Source organism: Mesorhizobium sp. M1338 (assembly GCF_040318045.1).
Classification (GTDB): domain Bacteria; phylum Pseudomonadota; class Alphaproteobacteria; order Rhizobiales; family Rhizobiaceae; genus Mesorhizobium.
This window is the reverse complement of the sequence record NZ_JAMYLL010000008.1, coordinates 72,566-87,867: the sequence shown is the minus strand read 5'-3', so window position 1 is coordinate 87,867 and position 15,302 is coordinate 72,566. Positions and strand designations below refer to the sequence as shown.

General features: G+C 62.6%; 17 protein-coding genes and 1 tRNA gene. 9 read left to right on the top strand and 9 right to left on the bottom strand.

What is annotated here, in order from left to right; genetic code table 11:
* Positions 1 to 26: 26 nt before the first annotated feature.
* On the top strand, positions 27 to 758 hold the full coding sequence (locus tag NKH19_RS10720) for a hypothetical protein (RefSeq protein WP_352864171.1): 732 nt from the start codon (positions 27 to 29) through the stop codon (positions 756 to 758).
* 72 nt (positions 759 to 830) lie between these two features.
* Here NKH19_RS10720 and NKH19_RS10715 read toward each other — a convergent pair whose 3' ends face one another.
* Positions 831 to 1,034 (bottom strand): DUF3126 family protein, encoded by a 204-nt coding sequence (locus NKH19_RS10715; RefSeq protein WP_006200852.1) that lies wholly within the window; start codon positions 1,032 to 1,034, stop codon positions 831 to 833.
* Positions 1,035 to 1,186: 152 nt separating this feature from the next.
* Positions 1,187 to 2,035 (bottom strand): serine O-acetyltransferase, encoded by an 849-nt coding sequence (gene cysE, locus NKH19_RS10710; protein ID WP_352864168.1) that lies wholly within the window; start codon positions 2,033 to 2,035, stop codon positions 1,187 to 1,189.
* A gap of 147 nt (positions 2,036 to 2,182) precedes the next feature.
* On the opposite strand from cysE, the gene NKH19_RS10705 reads away from it, so the two are divergent.
* Positions 2,183 to 2,785 carry an HD domain-containing protein gene (locus NKH19_RS10705; RefSeq protein ID WP_352864166.1) on the top strand — a complete coding sequence of 201 codons (603 nt, stop codon included), beginning with the start codon at positions 2,183 to 2,185 and terminating at the stop codon, positions 2,783 to 2,785.
* A gap of 33 nt (positions 2,786 to 2,818) precedes the next feature.
* Here the strand turns inward: NKH19_RS10705 and NKH19_RS10700 are convergent, their stop codons facing one another.
* The 3 genes from NKH19_RS10700 to NKH19_RS10690 are packed head-to-tail and all read right to left on the bottom strand — an operon-like array spanning position 2,819 to position 4,792.
* The gene (locus tag NKH19_RS10700) at positions 2,819 to 3,586 is read right to left on the bottom strand and encodes an alpha/beta fold hydrolase (RefSeq protein WP_352864164.1); all 768 of its coding nucleotides are present in this window, start codon (positions 3,584 to 3,586) and stop codon (positions 2,819 to 2,821) included.
* Positions 3,587 to 3,606: 20 nt separating this feature from the next.
* On the bottom strand, positions 3,607 to 4,170 hold the full coding sequence (locus NKH19_RS10695; protein WP_352864162.1) for a DUF192 domain-containing protein: 564 nt from the start codon (positions 4,168 to 4,170) through the stop codon (positions 3,607 to 3,609).
* A gap of 25 nt (positions 4,171 to 4,195) precedes the next feature.
* Positions 4,196 to 4,792, bottom strand: a complete 597-nt coding sequence (locus tag NKH19_RS10690) for a cold-shock protein (RefSeq protein WP_502910899.1) — start codon at positions 4,790 to 4,792, stop codon at positions 4,196 to 4,198.
* 219 nt (positions 4,793 to 5,011) lie between these two features.
* Here NKH19_RS10690 and gloA point away from each other — a divergent pair, with 219 nt between their 5' ends.
* Positions 5,012 to 5,452 (top strand): lactoylglutathione lyase, encoded by a 441-nt coding sequence (gene gloA / locus NKH19_RS10685; RefSeq protein WP_352864158.1) that lies wholly within the window; start codon positions 5,012 to 5,014, stop codon positions 5,450 to 5,452.
* Positions 5,453 to 5,585: 133 nt separating this feature from the next.
* Complete coding sequence (locus NKH19_RS10680; RefSeq protein WP_352864156.1) at positions 5,586 to 5,879, top strand: DUF2218 domain-containing protein; 294 nt, start codon at positions 5,586 to 5,588, stop codon at positions 5,877 to 5,879.
* Positions 5,880 to 5,884: 5 nt separating this feature from the next.
* Here the strand turns inward: NKH19_RS10680 and NKH19_RS10675 are convergent, their stop codons facing one another.
* Both NKH19_RS10675 and ilvA read right to left on the bottom strand, forming a co-directional pair.
* Positions 5,885 to 6,445, bottom strand: a complete 561-nt coding sequence (locus NKH19_RS10675) for a DUF1697 domain-containing protein (protein ID WP_352864153.1) — start codon at positions 6,443 to 6,445, stop codon at positions 5,885 to 5,887.
* Entirely contained in the window at positions 6,442 to 7,698 is a 1,257-nt protein-coding gene (gene ilvA, locus NKH19_RS10670; protein WP_352864151.1) for a threonine ammonia-lyase IlvA, read from the bottom strand. The genes NKH19_RS10675 and ilvA overlap by 4 nt, the downstream gene beginning before the upstream one ends.
* A gap of 418 nt (positions 7,699 to 8,116) precedes the next feature.
* Between ilvA and NKH19_RS10665 the strand changes: the two genes are divergently transcribed.
* Both NKH19_RS10665 and NKH19_RS10660 read left to right on the top strand, forming a co-directional pair.
* Positions 8,117 to 9,190 (top strand): alpha/beta hydrolase, encoded by a 1,074-nt coding sequence (locus tag NKH19_RS10665; RefSeq protein ID WP_352864148.1) that lies wholly within the window; start codon positions 8,117 to 8,119, stop codon positions 9,188 to 9,190.
* A 143-nt stretch (positions 9,191 to 9,333) separates the two neighbouring features.
* Entirely contained in the window at positions 9,334 to 10,497 is a 1,164-nt protein-coding gene (locus tag NKH19_RS10660) for an alpha/beta hydrolase (RefSeq protein ID WP_352864146.1), read from the top strand.
* 160 nt (positions 10,498 to 10,657) lie between these two features.
* Here NKH19_RS10660 and ade read toward each other — a convergent pair whose 3' ends face one another.
* Entirely contained in the window at positions 10,658 to 12,475 is a 1,818-nt protein-coding gene (gene ade, locus NKH19_RS10655; protein WP_352864143.1) for an adenine deaminase, read from the bottom strand.
* Positions 12,476 to 12,620: 145 nt separating this feature from the next.
* On the opposite strand from ade, the gene NKH19_RS10650 reads away from it, so the two are divergent.
* The 3 genes from NKH19_RS10650 to NKH19_RS10640 all read left to right on the top strand — a co-directional run bounded on the left by NKH19_RS10650 (position 12,621) and on the right by NKH19_RS10640 (position 14,626).
* Entirely contained in the window at positions 12,621 to 13,472 is an 852-nt protein-coding gene (locus NKH19_RS10650) for an alpha/beta fold hydrolase (protein ID WP_352864140.1), read from the top strand.
* A 116-nt stretch (positions 13,473 to 13,588) separates the two neighbouring features.
* Positions 13,589 to 14,254, top strand: coding sequence for an outer membrane protein (locus NKH19_RS10645; protein WP_352864137.1), 666 nt, complete (start codon positions 13,589 to 13,591; stop codon positions 14,252 to 14,254).
* Positions 14,255 to 14,540: 286 nt separating this feature from the next.
* Positions 14,541 to 14,626: transfer RNA gene (locus NKH19_RS10640), tRNA-Leu, on the top strand.
* A gap of 34 nt (positions 14,627 to 14,660) precedes the next feature.
* Here the strand turns inward: NKH19_RS10640 and NKH19_RS10635 are convergent.
* Entirely contained in the window at positions 14,661 to 15,239 is a 579-nt protein-coding gene (locus tag NKH19_RS10635) for an NUDIX domain-containing protein (RefSeq protein WP_352864135.1), read from the bottom strand.
* Positions 15,240 to 15,302: the final 63 nt, after the last annotated feature.

The window sequence follows — 15,302 nt, the reverse complement described above, 5'->3', positions numbered from 1 at the left end:
TGGCGGCCGGAGATCCGGGGACTGAAATGAAACAGGCAGCGCTCGCCAACGGCCCCGAAATCACCGTGGTCGATTCCAGGCTGATGAAGCGGGTGCTCTACGGGTTCGCGGCGCTGGCCCTGCTGTCGGCAGCGATCAGCCTTGGCGGCAAATGGTTCGGCCATTCGATCGCCATGGCCGGATACACCGACGACACAACGGTCCACCAGGTGGTGATCGGCAACAATGTCCTCGCCGTGCCGGCCAACGCCATCCGCTTCGCCCAGGCCCGGCGCGACGGCATCGCCTCGCGGCTCGACCTCTATCTGCGCTATCCCCAGATGGACGGCTACAGCGAGGCCGCGCGCGACGACTTCAACCACACGGGGACAGCCAAGAACATCATCTTCCTGTCCTTCGAACAGCAGATGATGTCGCGTGACATGAGTGGCCGCTTCGCGCCGATCTACAACGCGTTGATCACCAAACCCGGCATTGCGGGGCCTGGCGGCACGACGGTGTACGGTTTCAACGAGAAATCAGGCTATTTGAACGAGGTGCTGGTTGTCGGCAAGCGCCCCGGCAAGGACCCGTTCGTGGCCCGTTGCCTGAGCGGGCCGAGTGCCGAGGAATCGCTGGCGCCCTGCGAGCGCGACATCCAGGTCGGCGACGAGCTCAGCCTCACCTATCGCTTCCCCAGGGAATTTCTGGGCGATTGGCAGGCGCTTGACGCGGCAATCGCCACCGAAGCCGGGCGCGTCCTGAAACCAGGACATTAGCATAGGAAAGCGTCGGGAGATCCGGCTGGCCGGCCGCATTCGAGGCGCAGCCGGCAAGCGCAAGATGCTGGCTCAGGCCAGGTCGATGTCGAGGATCGCCATCGAAAAATTGTAGTCGCCGTCGTCCTCGTCCTTGAAGACGATGCCGAGGAATTCGTCGCCGACATAGACCTCGGCCGAATCTTCCTTGCGCGGCCGTGCCTTGACCTCGAGCTTGGGGTTCTGGAAGACGCGCTTGAAATAGGCGTCCAGCTTTCTGATTTCGTCCGGCTTCAACAGTCTTCTCCGATCATCGGGCTTGCTCGTTCGAACGCGCTTCTGGCACGTCGACAATGGCGATGTAAAGGCAAGCGGCTTGATAAGACGAGACAACCACCACTCATGCCCGCGGCCGGAATCCGGCAAGCAGGCGGCAGGCCTCGTAAAAATCAGATGTCGAAGCTGACGACCTGATCCATCGACTGCGACGGCAGAAGCTGATCCATCTGGCGCGACGGCTGATCGCAGCCGGTCTCGCCGACGACGCGGGCCGGCACGCCGGCTACCGTCTTGTTGTGCGGCACTGGCGACAGCACCACCGAGCCTGCCGCGATCTTCGAGCAATGGCCGACTTCGATGTTACCGAGGATCTTGGCGCCGGCGCCAATCAGCACGCCGTAGCGGATCTTGGGATGACGGTCGCCGCCGGCCTTGCCGGTACCGCCCAGTGTTACGCCATGCAGGATCGACACATCATCCTCGATGACCGCGGTCTCGCCGACCACAAGGCCGGTGGCGTGGTCGATGAAGATGCCCTTGCCGATGCGCGCGGCCGGGTTGATGTCGGTCTGGAAGACCGAGGATGAGCGGCTCTGCAGATAAAGGGCGAAATCCTTGCGGCCCTGGTTCCACAGCCAATGCGCCAGCCGATGGGTCTGGATGGCGTGAAAACCCTTGAAATAGAGCACCGGCATGATGAACCGGTCGCACGCCGGATCGCGGTCGTAATAGGCCTGGATGTCGACACGCACGGTCGTCGGCCAGTCCTTGTCATCTGCCAGCATCGACTTGAAGGTCTGGCGGATGAGATCGGAGCCGATGTCCTGGTGCGCCAGCCGCTCGGCCAGCCGATGGATGACCGCTTCCTCCAGGCTGTCCTGGTTGAGGATGGTCGAATAGAGGAACGCGGCGAGCAATGGGTCGCGGTTGACAGCCTCCATTGCCTCGTCGCGGATCGAACGCCAGATCGGGTCGACCGGCTGCAATGCGCTGTGTCGGGAAATGCTGATGCTGTTCATCGCCGTCTCGTCCTGCGCCCTGCCGGGCTTGCCTGTTGTGCTTGCCTGTTGTCCGGCCGCACATATAAGCCAGATCATAGCACGATTGAACTCAATTTTCCTTAGTGCATTGTCAAATGGATTTGGTTCGCGGGAATTCAAGCAGCGATGGAAAACGAACCCTTGATGGACGACGCTCTGAAGAGCGAGCTCTCAGCACTCTACCGGGGACCAGGCCGCCATTACCACAACCTTGCCCATATCGAGGCGATGTTGGCTCTGGCGGGTGATTATCGAGCGGCGCTCGGCGACCCCGGAGCCGTCGAAGCGGCGATCTGGTTCCACGATGCCGTCTATGACAGCAAGGCCAAGGACAACGAGGCGCAAAGTGCCGACCTCGCCGAGAAGAAGCTGGCGGGCCGCGCGGATCCTTCACGCCTGAACCGCATCTCGGCGATGATCGTCGCCACCGCCACACACCAGGTGCCGCCGTTTGACGACGCGACGAGCACACGGGACGCAAGTCTCTTCCTCGATATGGATTTGGCGATCCTGGGTGCCGCGCCGGAAGCCTTCGACGCCTATGAGCGCGCCGTGCGGCGCGAGTATCAATGGGTGGAGGAGCCGATGTGGCGGGCCGGGCGCAGTGCGGTGCTGAAGAATTTCCTCGCCCGCCCACACATTTTCCACACGGAGGAGTTCCGGCAACGCTTTGAACGGCAGGCCCGGGAAAACATGACGCGGTCGCTGGCGGCTCTCACCACAGGCTGAGGGCAGTCACGTCCCTCTCCCCTCGCTGTCCGCTCAGAGCGGATTTTCGGCATAGAACTCCAGCACGCGCTGCTTGAAGGTCTTGTCCCCAACGGCCAGCATATGGTCGCGGCCCTCGATGTGAAAGGCCCTGGCGTTCGACATCAACGCCGCGAGTTCATCGGGCGAGCCGCCAATGTCGTCGGTCGTGCCGACAGCGACCAGCGTCGGCTGGGCGATGCGGGCAATATCCTGCTCGCTCAGCAGTTCGCGCGATTTGGCAATGCAAGCGGCCAATGCACGGCGATCGCTGCGGGTCTGGTCGGCGAAGCCGCGAAACGATCGGCCGCGCGGATGGCTTGTCGCGGCCGGATCATCGGCAAGCAGGGCCGCGGCGATCGGATCCCAATCGCCGACACCATCGATCATGCCGATGCCGAGGCCGCCAAAGACCAGCGTCGCCACCTTGTCCGGATCCGACAGTGCCATGAACGCCGCGATGCGCGCGCCCATCGAATAGCCCATGACATGGGCGCGTTGGATGCCGAGATGGCCGAGCAGGGCGGCGGCGTCCGAAGCCATCTTGACCGGCGTATAGTCCGCTTCCTCATAACTCTTCGACGACGAACCGTGGCCGCGATTGTCGAAGGCGATAGCGCGGTAACCGGCATCGTTCAGCGTCTTGAACCAGCCGGGCGACACCCAGTTGACATGGTGGTTCGAGGCGAAGCCGTGGATCATGAGCACCGGGTCGCCCTCGCCCGATGCCGGCTGGCGGTCGAGGAAGGCAAGGTCGAAGCCGTCATGGGTGAAAAGCCGCATCAGCGATCCCGCCTGCCCACTCAGCCGCCCCCGCCATTGGGCGAATCGCCATTGTCGGCTGGCGGCATGCCGGGGCCGGATACCGTGCCCACGGCCGGATGGCGCAACAGGTCGCCATATTCGATGCCATTCCTGGCAGCCGTGCCGGCCTTGAGCTCGAGCACGAAGCGCACGGGGACACCGGGCGAAACAACGGCGTCGGACTGCGGCTCGCCGTGCTTGATCGCCCGGATCTTGCCGTCCTGGCCGACAAAGATCAGATCGAGCGGCATCGGCGTGTTGTGCATCCAGAAATTGACCTGCTGCGGCATTTCAAAGACGAACAGCATGCCATGGTCGTCCGCCATGTCCTGGCGATACATCAAACCGGCCTCGCGCTCTCGATCGGTGTCGGCGACTTCAATGGAAAAAGAGCGGTCGCCGCCTTTCGTCACCACGACCAGCGGCGCCGGATCGACCGGAAGGATCATCGCCCGGCTGTCCGCCGAGGTCGGCCGGCCGGAATAGAAGAAGGCGCCTGCGGCGACGATGACGGCAATCACGGCGCATACCACGCCCGCCGTCAGCCAGTTTCTGTGAGCCATTTGAGATCCTCGGCCGGGAATCGTCTTAATGCGAGACCGGCAAGGTCCCCATATCGGGGTGAATTTCGGCGGCCATAAGGCCTTTGTCGCCGCGTCCGAAACGAACCAGCACGACCTGGCCGGGCCGAAGCTCGGTGATGCCGTAACGGCGCAAGGTCTCCATGTGGACGAAGATGTCCTCGGTGCCCTCGCCGCGGGTTAGAAAACCAAAACCCTTGGTGCGGTTGAACCACTTCACCAAGGCGCGTTCGAGACCACTTTCCGGCGTCACCACGATATGGGTGCGCTGCTCCTGCATCTCGGCCGGGTGAACTGCGGTGGTGAGATCCATGGAGAGCACCCGGAAGGCCTGCAACCCGCGGTCGCCATGCTTGACGAGGCAGACCACGCGCGCGCCCTCCAGGGCCGTCTGAAAGCCGTCCTTTCGAAGACATGTCACGTGGAGGAGGATGTCGCCCGAAATGCCGTCATCCGGAAGGATGAAACCGTAGCCCTTGGCCACATCGAACCACTTGATGGCGCCGGCAATTTCGAGCAGGTCGGCGGCGTCGCCGCCTTCGTCACGCTGCCGGGCGTCGCCAAGGGGTCCGTCCCGCCCCATGAAAGAGGCCTTTTCCCCCATAAGAATGCCCCCCTCTTTTCAAGAACACCGCAACTGATTCTTGGCACCAGATTAACACCGCCACTTCCGGTGTGTGCAAGACCTGCCGTGCCTTTTTTCACGGTTCAATGGGGGGAATACCGGATTTGTTCTTTGCCGGCATTGCGCGCTGCCGCACGATTGCCCTTTTACAGGGCCGACCCTATGTTGCACCGCAACGCAATTTGTCGAGGAAATCACATGCGCTATCTGCACACCATGGTCCGCGTCGCCGACGTGGACGCCTCGCTTGACTTCTACTGCAACAAGCTCGGCCTCAAGGAGGTGCGCCGCTACGAAAACGAGCAGGGCCGCTTCACGCTGATCTTCCTCGCCGCGTCGGAAGACGAGCAAAGCGGCATCGCCGACAAGGCGCCGCTGATCGAACTGACCTACAATTGGGATCCGGAAGACTACAAGGGCGGGCGCAATTTCGGCCACCTCGCCTATGAGGTCGACGACATCTACGCCACCTGCCAGCATTTGATGGACAACGGCGTCGTCATCAACCGGCCGCCGCGCGACGGCAATATGGCCTTCGTCAAGTCGCCGGACGGCATCTCGATCGAGCTGCTGCAGAAGGGACCGGCGAAGCCCAAGGCCGAGCCCTGGGCCTCGATGCCGAACACCGGCACCTGGTAGCGATCACGCCATCTTGAGTGGAGCGGCCAGGCGGACAAGCCGTCCGCCTTTGCCGTCTTGATCGACGGCACCTATCTACCTGCCTATAGCGCCTGCCCGGCAAGGGGCCGGCGCTCACCAGGAGAATTCATTCATGCCGACCAGCCGTGCCGATGTCGCCACCGAACATGCCAGCCGCTACCTGCAGCAGTTGTGCAAACACTGGGCGCATAAATTCCCGGTCGAGTTCGATCCCGCCCATGGCACCATCGATCTCTCGCTCGGCCGCACCGTCATGGATGCCGACGCGACCGCGCTGCATATAACGGTATCAACTGACGAAGCCGGATCGATCGAACGCCTGGAAAGCGTCGTCGCCGATTACATCAAGCGCTTTGCTTTCCGTGAAGAACTGACCTTCGCCTGGAAGCCCGCGCCGGCGGCATAAGGACCCTATTTTCCACCGGCCTGAGCGGCCATCTCCAGCAGCGCCCGCACCGAGCGCCAGTTGCGCGCCGTGCCCGGCACTTTCAACGTGCGCGGGATCAGCCCGGCAAACACCGATTTGCCCAATCCATCCGGCGCGTGCAGGTAGAGCACATCGCCCTTGATCTCGAAGCGTTCGGGCCCTGTGCACTTTTCGGCCAGCCGCGCCACCTCGTCGGCGGTCGGCTCGCGCTCCAGCACATAGGCGTGCAACTTCGTGTGGTCCGCGGCCACGTCCGGATAGGGATTTTCGTCCACCAACCGCTCGAACCATGAGAGATCGCGCACCATGATGCGTGAATGGAAACCCCATTTCTTCTCGAAGGCTGCTTCGAGCTGTTTCGTCAGCGTGACCGCATCGCCCTTCTTCGCCTTGAACACGGCATTGCCGCTCTGCACATAGGTGGCGACATCGGAGAAGCCGAGACCCTCGAAGAACGACCGCAACTCCGCCATCTTGACGATGCGGTTGCCGCCGACATTGATGCCGGAAAACAGCGCGACGAAGATTTTTCCAGCACCGCTCATATGATGAACCCGGCCAATGTCTCGTTGTCGGTGATGTCCTGGTACTGGACGCCCTCGGCCTCGAAATTCGCCTTGAGCAGGTCGAAATTGCGGCGGTCCTTGGTTTCGATGCCGATCAGCACCGAACCGAAATTACGCGCCGATTTCTTCAGATATTCGAAGCGGGCGATGTCGTCGTCGGGACCGAGCAGTTCGAGGAAGTCGCGCAGCGCGCCCGGCCGCTGGGGGAAGCGGATGATGAAGTATTTCTTCAAGCCCTCGAAGCGCAGCGCCCGCTCCTTGACGTCCGGTAGCCGCTCGAAATCGAAATTGCCGCCCGAAACCACGGCGACGATGGTCTTGCCCCTGATTTCCTTTCTGGAGAAATCCTTCAGCGCATCGATCGCCAGGGCGCCGGCCGGCTCCAGCACTACGCCTTCGACGTTGAGCATCTCGATCATGGTGGCGCAAAGCCGATTTTCCGGGATCAGCCGCACCGTGTCGGCCGGAAAATCCTTGAGATGCCGTAACGGCTCGCGGCCGATCTCGGCCACCGCCGCGCCATCGACGAAATTGTCGACTTTGGCGAGTTTGAGCCGTTTTCCCGCGGCGAGGCTCTCGCGCAGGCTCGGCGCGCCGGCCGGTTCACAGAAGACGAAGCGCGCTTCCCGGCCCTGATCGGCGAAATAATGGGTGACGCCGGCGGCGAGCCCGCCACCGCCGACCGGCAGCATGATGATATCGGGCATGCGGGCGCCCGGCATCTGGTCCGCGATCTCATAGGCGACGGTCGCCTGGCCCTCGATGATGTCCTTGTGGTCGAAGGGCGGCACCATATGGGCGCCGGAACTTTCGGTGAATTCGAAGGCGGCACGGTAGCAGTCGTCGAAAAAGTCACCAACCAGCCTGATCTCGACGAAATCGCCGCCGAACAGCCTGGTCTTGTCGATCTTCTGCTGCGGTGTCGTCACCGGCATGAACACCACGCCCTTCTTGCCGAAATGGCGGCAGACGAAAGCAAAGCCCTGCGCATGGTTGCCGGCGGACGCGCACACGAACAGTTCGGCCTCGTTGCCCGCCGCCAGCGTCTTGCGGAAGAAGTTGAAGGCGCCGCGGATCTTGTAGGAACGCACCGGCGACAGATCCTCACGCTTCAACAGCACCCGCGCACCTGTCTTTTTCGACAAATAGTCGTTTTCCTGCAGTGGCGTTTCCGGAAAGATCTGGCGGATCGCCGCGGCAGCGGCAGCGACGCGGGAAGAAAAACTGTTCATTGGAAAACACCTCGCGCCGGTTGTCGCCCGCGGACCCTCAATCATCGATCGGACCGCGCAGCCGGCCCCGCCTATTGCATATCCAGCCTCGCGACGCCATTGTCCGGCCATTCATGCCCTTCCGCAACGGGCATTCGTAGAATCCTTGCAAGCACTTGGAGGCGTTTGTTCATGCCGTGTCATCGGTTGGCCTGAATCCATGTCCTTGCCGGAATTCGGCGAGCCGACGGTGATGCCGCTCATTGCGCGCACCACGCATGCGTTCCTCCCGCCATTTTGGCTTTCGCGCAACACTGCGATGGCTGTAGCCGGGCGCTGATCACATTTCGACTGGACACGACTTAGTTCCGCCGCACTCTGCCTGTCCGGGAGGTGGCGGGGGTAGACAGGCCTTTCGGCCGGAGTTGGAATTTCAAGCGTGCCTTTGAACAAGATCTTTGCCGTTGTCCTTGCCTTGCTCGTCGCCGGCTGCGCGGGCTCGCAAACACAGGAACTGCTGGGTAGCGCCATGGTGTCCGCTCCGGTGACGGAGATCGCCGGCAACCACAGCATCTTCATCGCCACGACGCGCAAGAAATCCGACGATCCAAACAAGGTTTTCGACGGCGAGCGCTCGGCGACGCTTAACTACGCCCGCGTCAACGTCACCGTTCCGGGGACCCATGAGACCGGCCAGATCGAGCGGCGCTCGCGCGGCAAGTCGGATGACCCGGCCAAATATTTCATGGCCTCCGAGGTCGTCGGCTACGACACACAGCCGAAATTCTCCAGCGCCCTCAACGCCGACATCGCAGCGCGCGGCGGCCGCGTCATGGTCTTCGTGCATGGCTACAACACAGGCTTCGACGCCGCCGTCTATCGCCTCACCCAGCTTGTCCACGATTCCGGCTATCCCGGCACGCCCGTGCTGTTTTCCTGGGCATCCGGCGCCAGGACCACCGACTATGTCTACGACAAGGAAAGCGCCAGTGCCGCCCGCGACCAGCTGGAAGTGACGCTCAGGATGCTGCAGCAGTCGGGCGCCCGTCGCATCGACATCGTCGCCCATTCAATGGGAACCTGGGTGACCATGGAAACGCTGCGCCAGATGGCCATCAGCGGCGACCGCGATCTCGGCGGCAAACTCGGCGACGTGGTGCTGGCCTCGCCCGACATCGATGTCGACGTGTTCAAGAGCCAGATGCGGCGCTACGGCAAGCCCGACAAGCCGTTCATCCTGCTGCTGTCCGACGACGATCGGGCGCTGAGGCTCTCCGGCCTGATCGCCGGTTCGCGGCCGCGCGTCGGCGACTACAAGGATGCCGCCGATCTTGCTTCCTACGGCGTGACCGTCGTCGACCTCTCCAAGGTCAAGGGAAGCGACAGCTTCAACCATACGAAATTCGCCGACAATCCAACGCTGGTGAAGATGATCGGCCAGCGGCTGCGCGAGGATGACGGCTTTGCCAGCGACCGTGACGTGACCGACCGCATCGGCCTGCTCGGGCAATAGATGCGGTCCCGCGGTTTTCGCCGTTCCTGTTCAGCATCGCGGACGCATGGACTCACTTTGAACTGGACCGCGCCGGTCTCTGGCTTTATCGGAATAGCCAGCGACGTCATGCGTTTGACGTCCCCCTTCGCGGGAGCCGGCGCGTGACCGTGCGTTCGAAGAGTTACCTCGTCGTTGCGATCGCGCTCGCTGTCACCGGCTGCGCCGGCCGGAACACGCATGACCTGCTCAACAGAACTGCTGTCTCAGTGCCCGCTTCCGACATCGCGGCCACGCATGAGATCTTCGTTGCCACGACCCGCCAGAAGGCAATCAAGGATCCGCGACAGGTGTTCGACGGCGATCGCTCGCTGACCACCAGCTTTGCCCGCGTCGACGTCACCGTTCCGAAAAGCCATCAAGTCGGCGCCATCGAGCGGGCCAAGGGATCGGCAAACAGCGCTCCAGCCAAGGACTTCACCGCCAAGGACGTCGCCTTCTACGAAGGCGCGCCGCAATTCGCCAAGGCGGTCGGCGCCGACATTGCCATGCGCGGAGACCGTGCGCTGGTTTTCGTGCACGGCTTCAACAATGGCTTCGATGACGGCATCTATCGGCTGACGCAGATCGCTCACGACACGAAATATCCAGGTACGCCCGTTCTGTTTTCATGGGCGTCGAGTGCCAAGACGACGGGCTATCTCTACGACAGGGATAGTGCAAACGCGGCGCGCGACGATCTTGAAGCAACGCTGAGAATGCTTGCCAAGACCAAGGTGAGAAGCATCGACATTATCGCCCATTCGATGGGGACGTGGTTGACCATGGAGGCGCTGCGGCAACTCGCCATCACCGGCGACCGCGATCTCGGCGGGAAGCTCGGCTATGTCATTCTGGCCTCGCCGGATATCGACGTCGATGTGTTCAAGAAACAGATGATCCGCTACGGCAAGCCGGACAAGCCGTTCGCCATCCTGCTTTCGGGCGACGACCGCGCCTTGAGACTGTCAGGCCTTCTGTCCGGCGACAAACCGCGAGTCGGCGACTATGGCAATGCAGCCGACCTTGCCAGCTACGGCGTATCGGTTGTGGACTTGAGCAAACTGAAGTCCGGCGATCGCCTCAACCACGCCAAATTCGCCGATAACCCGATCCTGGTGCAACTGCTCGGCGACCGGCTGCGAGCACCGGCTGGCCTGGCTTCGGAGGAACCCGACCCGACACAGTTCAACAATATCGGTCAAGGCCTCGGCAAGGCTGTCGGCTCGGTCGCCGAGATCGTCATCACCACACCATTCAAGGTGCTGACCATAGCCACCGGCGGCTGAGTACCATCAACAAGCGCCGGGGTATGTTGAGATTCGGGTCAGGCCGAGTCGAGAATGGCGGCTTTCGAGAACCGGAGCGGAGCGTACTTTAAGTACGTGAGCACCGGAAGCGCAGAAAGCCACCATTCGCAGGCCGGCCTCACCCGAATATCGATATACCCTAGACGAAGAGATCGACCTTCTGGAAAGTCGTCACGTCGATCAGTCCGACATCGGAAATCCTGAGCTCCGGAATGACAACCAGCGCCAGCAGCGAGTGCTGCATATAGGCGTTGTTTAGCGAACAGCCCATCTTGCGCATCGCCTCGGTGAGCTTGTCCGCCTTGGCCGCGACGATTTCAGCCCGCTCGTCCGACATCAGCCCGGCGATCGGCATTTCGACCAGGGCCAGTTCCTTGCCCTTGGAGAACAGCACGACGCCGCCGCCGACCTCGCCCAGACGATTCACGGCCAGCGCCATGTCCTGCTTGTTGGTGCCGACGCAGATGATGTGGTGAGCGTCATGCGCCACGCTGGACGCCATGGCGCAGTCGCCCATGTAGCCGAAGCCGGAGACGAAGGCGTTGGTGACGCCGCCCGTGCCTCTGTGGCGCTCGACCAGCGCGATCTGGCAGACATCGTTGCGGCGATCCATGGCGACCAGCCCGTCCTCTACCGGCAGATCGGCCTCCAGTGCCCGCGTCGGCGCCTGGTTCTCGATGACGCCGATGACGCGCACCCGCACCTCGTTGGCGCCCTTGGGAGCGGCGATGTCGAAGTCGTGGGCCTTCAGCTTCTTGCCGAGCTTGACGGTGTTCTTCGCCGTCTTCGGATAATCATAGGCCGGAATGTCGATTTCGAGCTTGCCGCCCTTGGCCAGCCTGACGCCGCGTGCATAGACCTCATCGATTGCCATTGCGGCGAGATCCGAGACGATCAGCAGGTCGGCCAGCCGCCCCGGCGCGATCGAGCCGATCTCGCGCTCCAGTTTGAAATGCTGGGCTGTGTTGAGCGTCGCCATCTGGATCGCCGTCACCGGCTTCAACCCCTGTTGGATGGCGTGGCGCACCACGCGGTCCATATGGCCTTCATGAACCAGCGTGCCGGAATGGCTGTCGTCGGTGCACAGGATGAAGTTGCGCGGGTCGATCCCGCTCTCCGTCACCGCCTTGATCTGCGAGGCGACGTCGTACCAGGCCGAGCCCAGCCGCAGCATCGCCTTCATGCCCTGGCGCACACGGGCAATGGCGTCCTCGGCGCGCGTGCCCTCGTGGTCGTCTTCCGGGCCGCCGGCGACATAGCCATGGAACGGCAGGCCGAGGTCGCGCGAGGCATAGTGGCCACCGACCGTCTTGCCTGCCTTGACCGTCGCGGCGATCTCGCCCGACATCACCGGATCGTTGGCGGCGACGCCGGGGAAATTCATCACTTCGCCAAGCCCGATGATGTTTTCCCAGGTCATCGCTTCCGCCACATCGGCGACCGTCAGTTCGGCGCCGGCATGTTCCAGCCCCGGCGCCGAAGGCACGCAAGACGGCATCTGCACATGCACGTTGATGGGCATGGCAACGGCCTCGTCATGCATCAGCCGCACGCCTGGCAGCCCCAGCACATTGGCGATCTCGTGCGGGTCGATGAACATCGACGTGGTCCCGTGCGGGATGACCGCCCGGCAGAACTCGGTCACCGTCACCATGCCGCTCTCGACATGCATGTGCGCGTCGCAGAGGCCGGGCACCAGATAGCGCCCGCCGGCGTCGACCACCTTGGTGCCCTGGCCGATGGCATGGCTGGCGTTCGGCCCACAATAGGCGAAGCGCCCGCCGGCAATGGCGATGTCGGTGCCGGCGATGATCTCGCCTGAATGGACATTCACCCAGCGGCCGTTGCGGACGACCAGGTCGGCGGGCTTTCGCCCCATGGCGACATCGACCAGATGTGTCGCCATCTCGGTCCAGGGTTTGGGTTTTGCGGGCCTTGCGGGCTTGGCTTTCGTCATTGGCGATTCCTCGGTTGCGCCCAGTCTCGCAAATGTGGGCGGGCGCCGCCAGAGCCGTCGGTCCAACATCCGACGGCGGCCGGGCTTGTTGACTAATCTGGCCAAAACGCAATGCTGTCCGCGGACCGAGCCGTAAGAGGGAAACATGACCCGTTTTTGGAAAGCGTTCGCCATCGTCGTCCTGTTCGCCGCGCCAACCACTTTTGCCGCCGCCGAGGAACGTTGGCAGACCTTGCCGGAGCCCGCGGCCATGCCCGAACCCGATCAGAGCGGATATGCGCCGGTGAACGGCATCCAGATGTACTACGCCGTTTTCGGCGCGGGCGACCCGGTGCTGCTCATCCATGGCGGCCTTGGCCACGCCGACATCTGGGCCAGCCAGGTGGCGACGCTTTCCAAAACGCACAAGGTGATCGTCGCCGACAGCCGTGGCCATGGTCGCTCCACCCGCACCGAGCAGCCTTACGGCTACGACTTGATGGCGTCGGATTATCTCGCGCTGCTCGACTACCTGAAGATCGACAAGACCGCGCTTGTCGGCTGGAGCGATGGCGGCATTATCGGCATCGACATCGCGCTGCATCATCCAGAGCGGCTGACCAGACTCTTTGCGCAAGCGGCCAACGTAACCACCGACGGTGTCGATCCGGGCGTGATGACCAACAAGACCTTTGCCGCCTACATCGACCGCTCCGGCCGCGACTACAAGAGGATGTCGAAAACGCCGGACCAGTATGACGCCTTCGTGGCGCAAATCAGCCATATGTGGGAGAGCGAGCCGGCGTGGACCAAGGAACAGCTCGCCAAGATCACCACGACGACGGCGATCGTTGCCGGCGACCATGATGAGGCGATCAAGCGCGAACACACCGAATACATAGCCTCCGCCATCCCAGGCGCGAAGCTGATCATCCTGCCCAACGCCAGTCATTTCGCCATGCTGCAAGCGCCGGATGAATATAGCCAGGCGGTGCTGGACTTCATCGACGCCAAATAGGGAGATTCTGTGCAGCAACAGGTGAATCACAACTGTTGAACAATGGGATTCCGTTTTGCGACGAAAACGGTTATCGTCCCGGCAGGATTTTCTGAACCGTCATTTCGGAGAACTCGATGCGTCGTTTGACGTTTGCCAGTACCGGCTATCTTGTCCTCATGTGCGGGTCGGCGTTCGCGGCGGACATCGGTGCCGACGTGCCGATGACCGCGCCCGGCTTCGACTGGACGGGCTATTATGCCGGCCTGCAGGCTGGCTATGGCTGGGGCCAATCCGACATATCAGGAACAGAAGGCGCGCCGTTTTCCATCACGCCCGACATTGACGGCGGGTTCGTCGGCGGCCATGTCGCCGGCCTGTGGCAGTTCGACCAGGCGGTGCTCGGCGCCGAGGCCGAACTCAACTATTCCTCGATCGACGGCACGACGGAATCGGGCCTGGGAAGCACATTCGGCACCGACATCAAATGGTTCGGATCGGTCAACGCCAAGGCCGGCTACGCCGTGGATCGCCTGCTGGTCTACGGCATTGGCGGCGTCGCCTTTGCCGGCATCGAGACGTCGCAAGTCGCTGGTCCGGCGTTCGCCAGCACGCGCACGAATATCGGCTGGACCCTGGGCGCCGGCGTCGATTACGCGCTGACCGACAAGTTCGTCGTCGGCGCGCAATATCGCTACTATGATTTCGGCTCCGAGCACTACGACGTAGCGGAACCCTTTAACGATCGCGATCAGGACGTGAAGCTCAACACGGTCGGTATCAATTTGAGCTACAAGTTCTGAACCAGCCCACTGTTGTGGCGCTGCCGGCCACGACGGAGCTTGCGGAGCTATTTCAAAAGGAATTGGGGCGGCCGACGCTCCCAGTGGGCGGGGGAATGGGTTGGGCCTGGGAGACGCCGGCCTTGGCGGATCAAATCCGCCGCACAAACATCGTACCAATGCCCGCGGCGCCGAAAATTCCGTGATCGCGCCAGTATGGCCAAGCCGCCGGTCTGTTCGCACGTTCGGCCAAGGCCCAAGAACACGACTTGACGGCCTGTGTCTGGCGTCTGAAAAGGGCTGGCCTGCGGACGTGGCGGAATTGGTAGACGCAAGGGACTTAAAATCCCTCGATCTCTGATCGTACGGGTTCGATTCCCGTCGTCCGCACCAGCGACAATTTTTCAGATCGCCGGATAGCCGGCACTCAAGCCGGCATCGGGTTCAGCTTCAGGTGCTGGATCAGGATAATGGTCTTGGCATCAACAATGCGGCCGTCGACAATGCCGGCCAGCGCCTCGTCGAGCGGCATTTCCAGCACCTCGATGTCCTCGCCTTCGCCCGCCGCGCCGCCGCCGGCCGAGATGCGATCGGCGGGCGAATAGCGGGCGATGAAGAACCAGAGCCGTTCGGTGACGCTGCCCGGGCTCATATAGGGCGAAAACAACCGCTCCACGTTCCGCAGCCGGTAGCCGAGTTCTTCCTCCGCTTCCTTGCGGATACAGGTTTCCGGATCGTTTTCGTCGAGCAGGCCGGCACAGGCCTCGATCAGCGGCTCGCGGTGGCCGGTGACGTAGGCGGGATAGCGGAACTGGCGCACCAGGAGCACGGTCGAACGCGAGGGATCGTAAGGTAGGATCACCGCGCCGTCGCCGCGATCATAGGTCTGGCGCACCTGCGTCTCCCACTGTCCGTCACGCCGGCGGTAGTCGAGGACGGTCTTCTTCAGGACAGCCCAGTCATCGGAGAGGATTTCCTCCGAACGGATGCGAACGCGATCTTCCATCATGGTCTCCATGCTATCGGGTCGAGGCCTAGCCGCGAACCGGCGTTTCGGCAATGCCCTCAG

Bases quoted from the DNA above. Each gene is read 5' to 3' on its own strand.
- NKH19_RS10720 (WP_352864171.1), top strand. From the start codon at position 27: ATGAAACAGGCAGCGCTCGCCAACGGCCCCGAAATCACCGTGGTCGAT.
- cysE (WP_352864168.1), bottom strand. From the start codon at position 2,035: ATGAACAGCATCAGCATTTCCCGACACAGCGCATTGCAGCCGGTCGAC.
- NKH19_RS10705 (WP_352864166.1), top strand. From the start codon at position 2,183: ATGGAAAACGAACCCTTGATGGACGACGCTCTGAAGAGCGAGCTCTCA.
- NKH19_RS10700 (WP_352864164.1), bottom strand. From the start codon at position 3,586: ATGCGGCTTTTCACCCATGACGGCTTCGACCTTGCCTTCCTCGACCGC.
- NKH19_RS10695 (WP_352864162.1), bottom strand. From the start codon at position 4,170: ATGGCTCACAGAAACTGGCTGACGGCGGGCGTGGTATGCGCCGTGATT.
- NKH19_RS10690 (WP_502910899.1), bottom strand. From the start codon at position 4,792: ATGGGGGAAAAGGCCTCTTTCATGGGGCGGGACGGACCCCTTGGCGAC.
- gloA (WP_352864158.1), top strand. From the start codon at position 5,012: ATGCGCTATCTGCACACCATGGTCCGCGTCGCCGACGTGGACGCCTCG.
- NKH19_RS10680 (WP_352864156.1), top strand. From the start codon at position 5,586: ATGCCGACCAGCCGTGCCGATGTCGCCACCGAACATGCCAGCCGCTAC.
- NKH19_RS10675 (WP_352864153.1), bottom strand. From the start codon at position 6,445: ATGAGCGGTGCTGGAAAAATCTTCGTCGCGCTGTTTTCCGGCATCAAT.
- ilvA (WP_352864151.1), bottom strand. From the start codon at position 7,698: ATGAACAGTTTTTCTTCCCGCGTCGCTGCCGCTGCCGCGGCGATCCGC.
- ade (WP_352864143.1), bottom strand. From the start codon at position 12,475: ATGACGAAAGCCAAGCCCGCAAGGCCCGCAAAACCCAAACCCTGGACC.
- NKH19_RS10650 (WP_352864140.1), top strand. From the start codon at position 12,621: ATGACCCGTTTTTGGAAAGCGTTCGCCATCGTCGTCCTGTTCGCCGCG.
- NKH19_RS10645 (WP_352864137.1), top strand. From the start codon at position 13,589: ATGCGTCGTTTGACGTTTGCCAGTACCGGCTATCTTGTCCTCATGTGC.
- NKH19_RS10635 (WP_352864135.1), bottom strand. From the start codon at position 15,239: ATGGAAGATCGCGTTCGCATCCGTTCGGAGGAAATCCTCTCCGATGAC.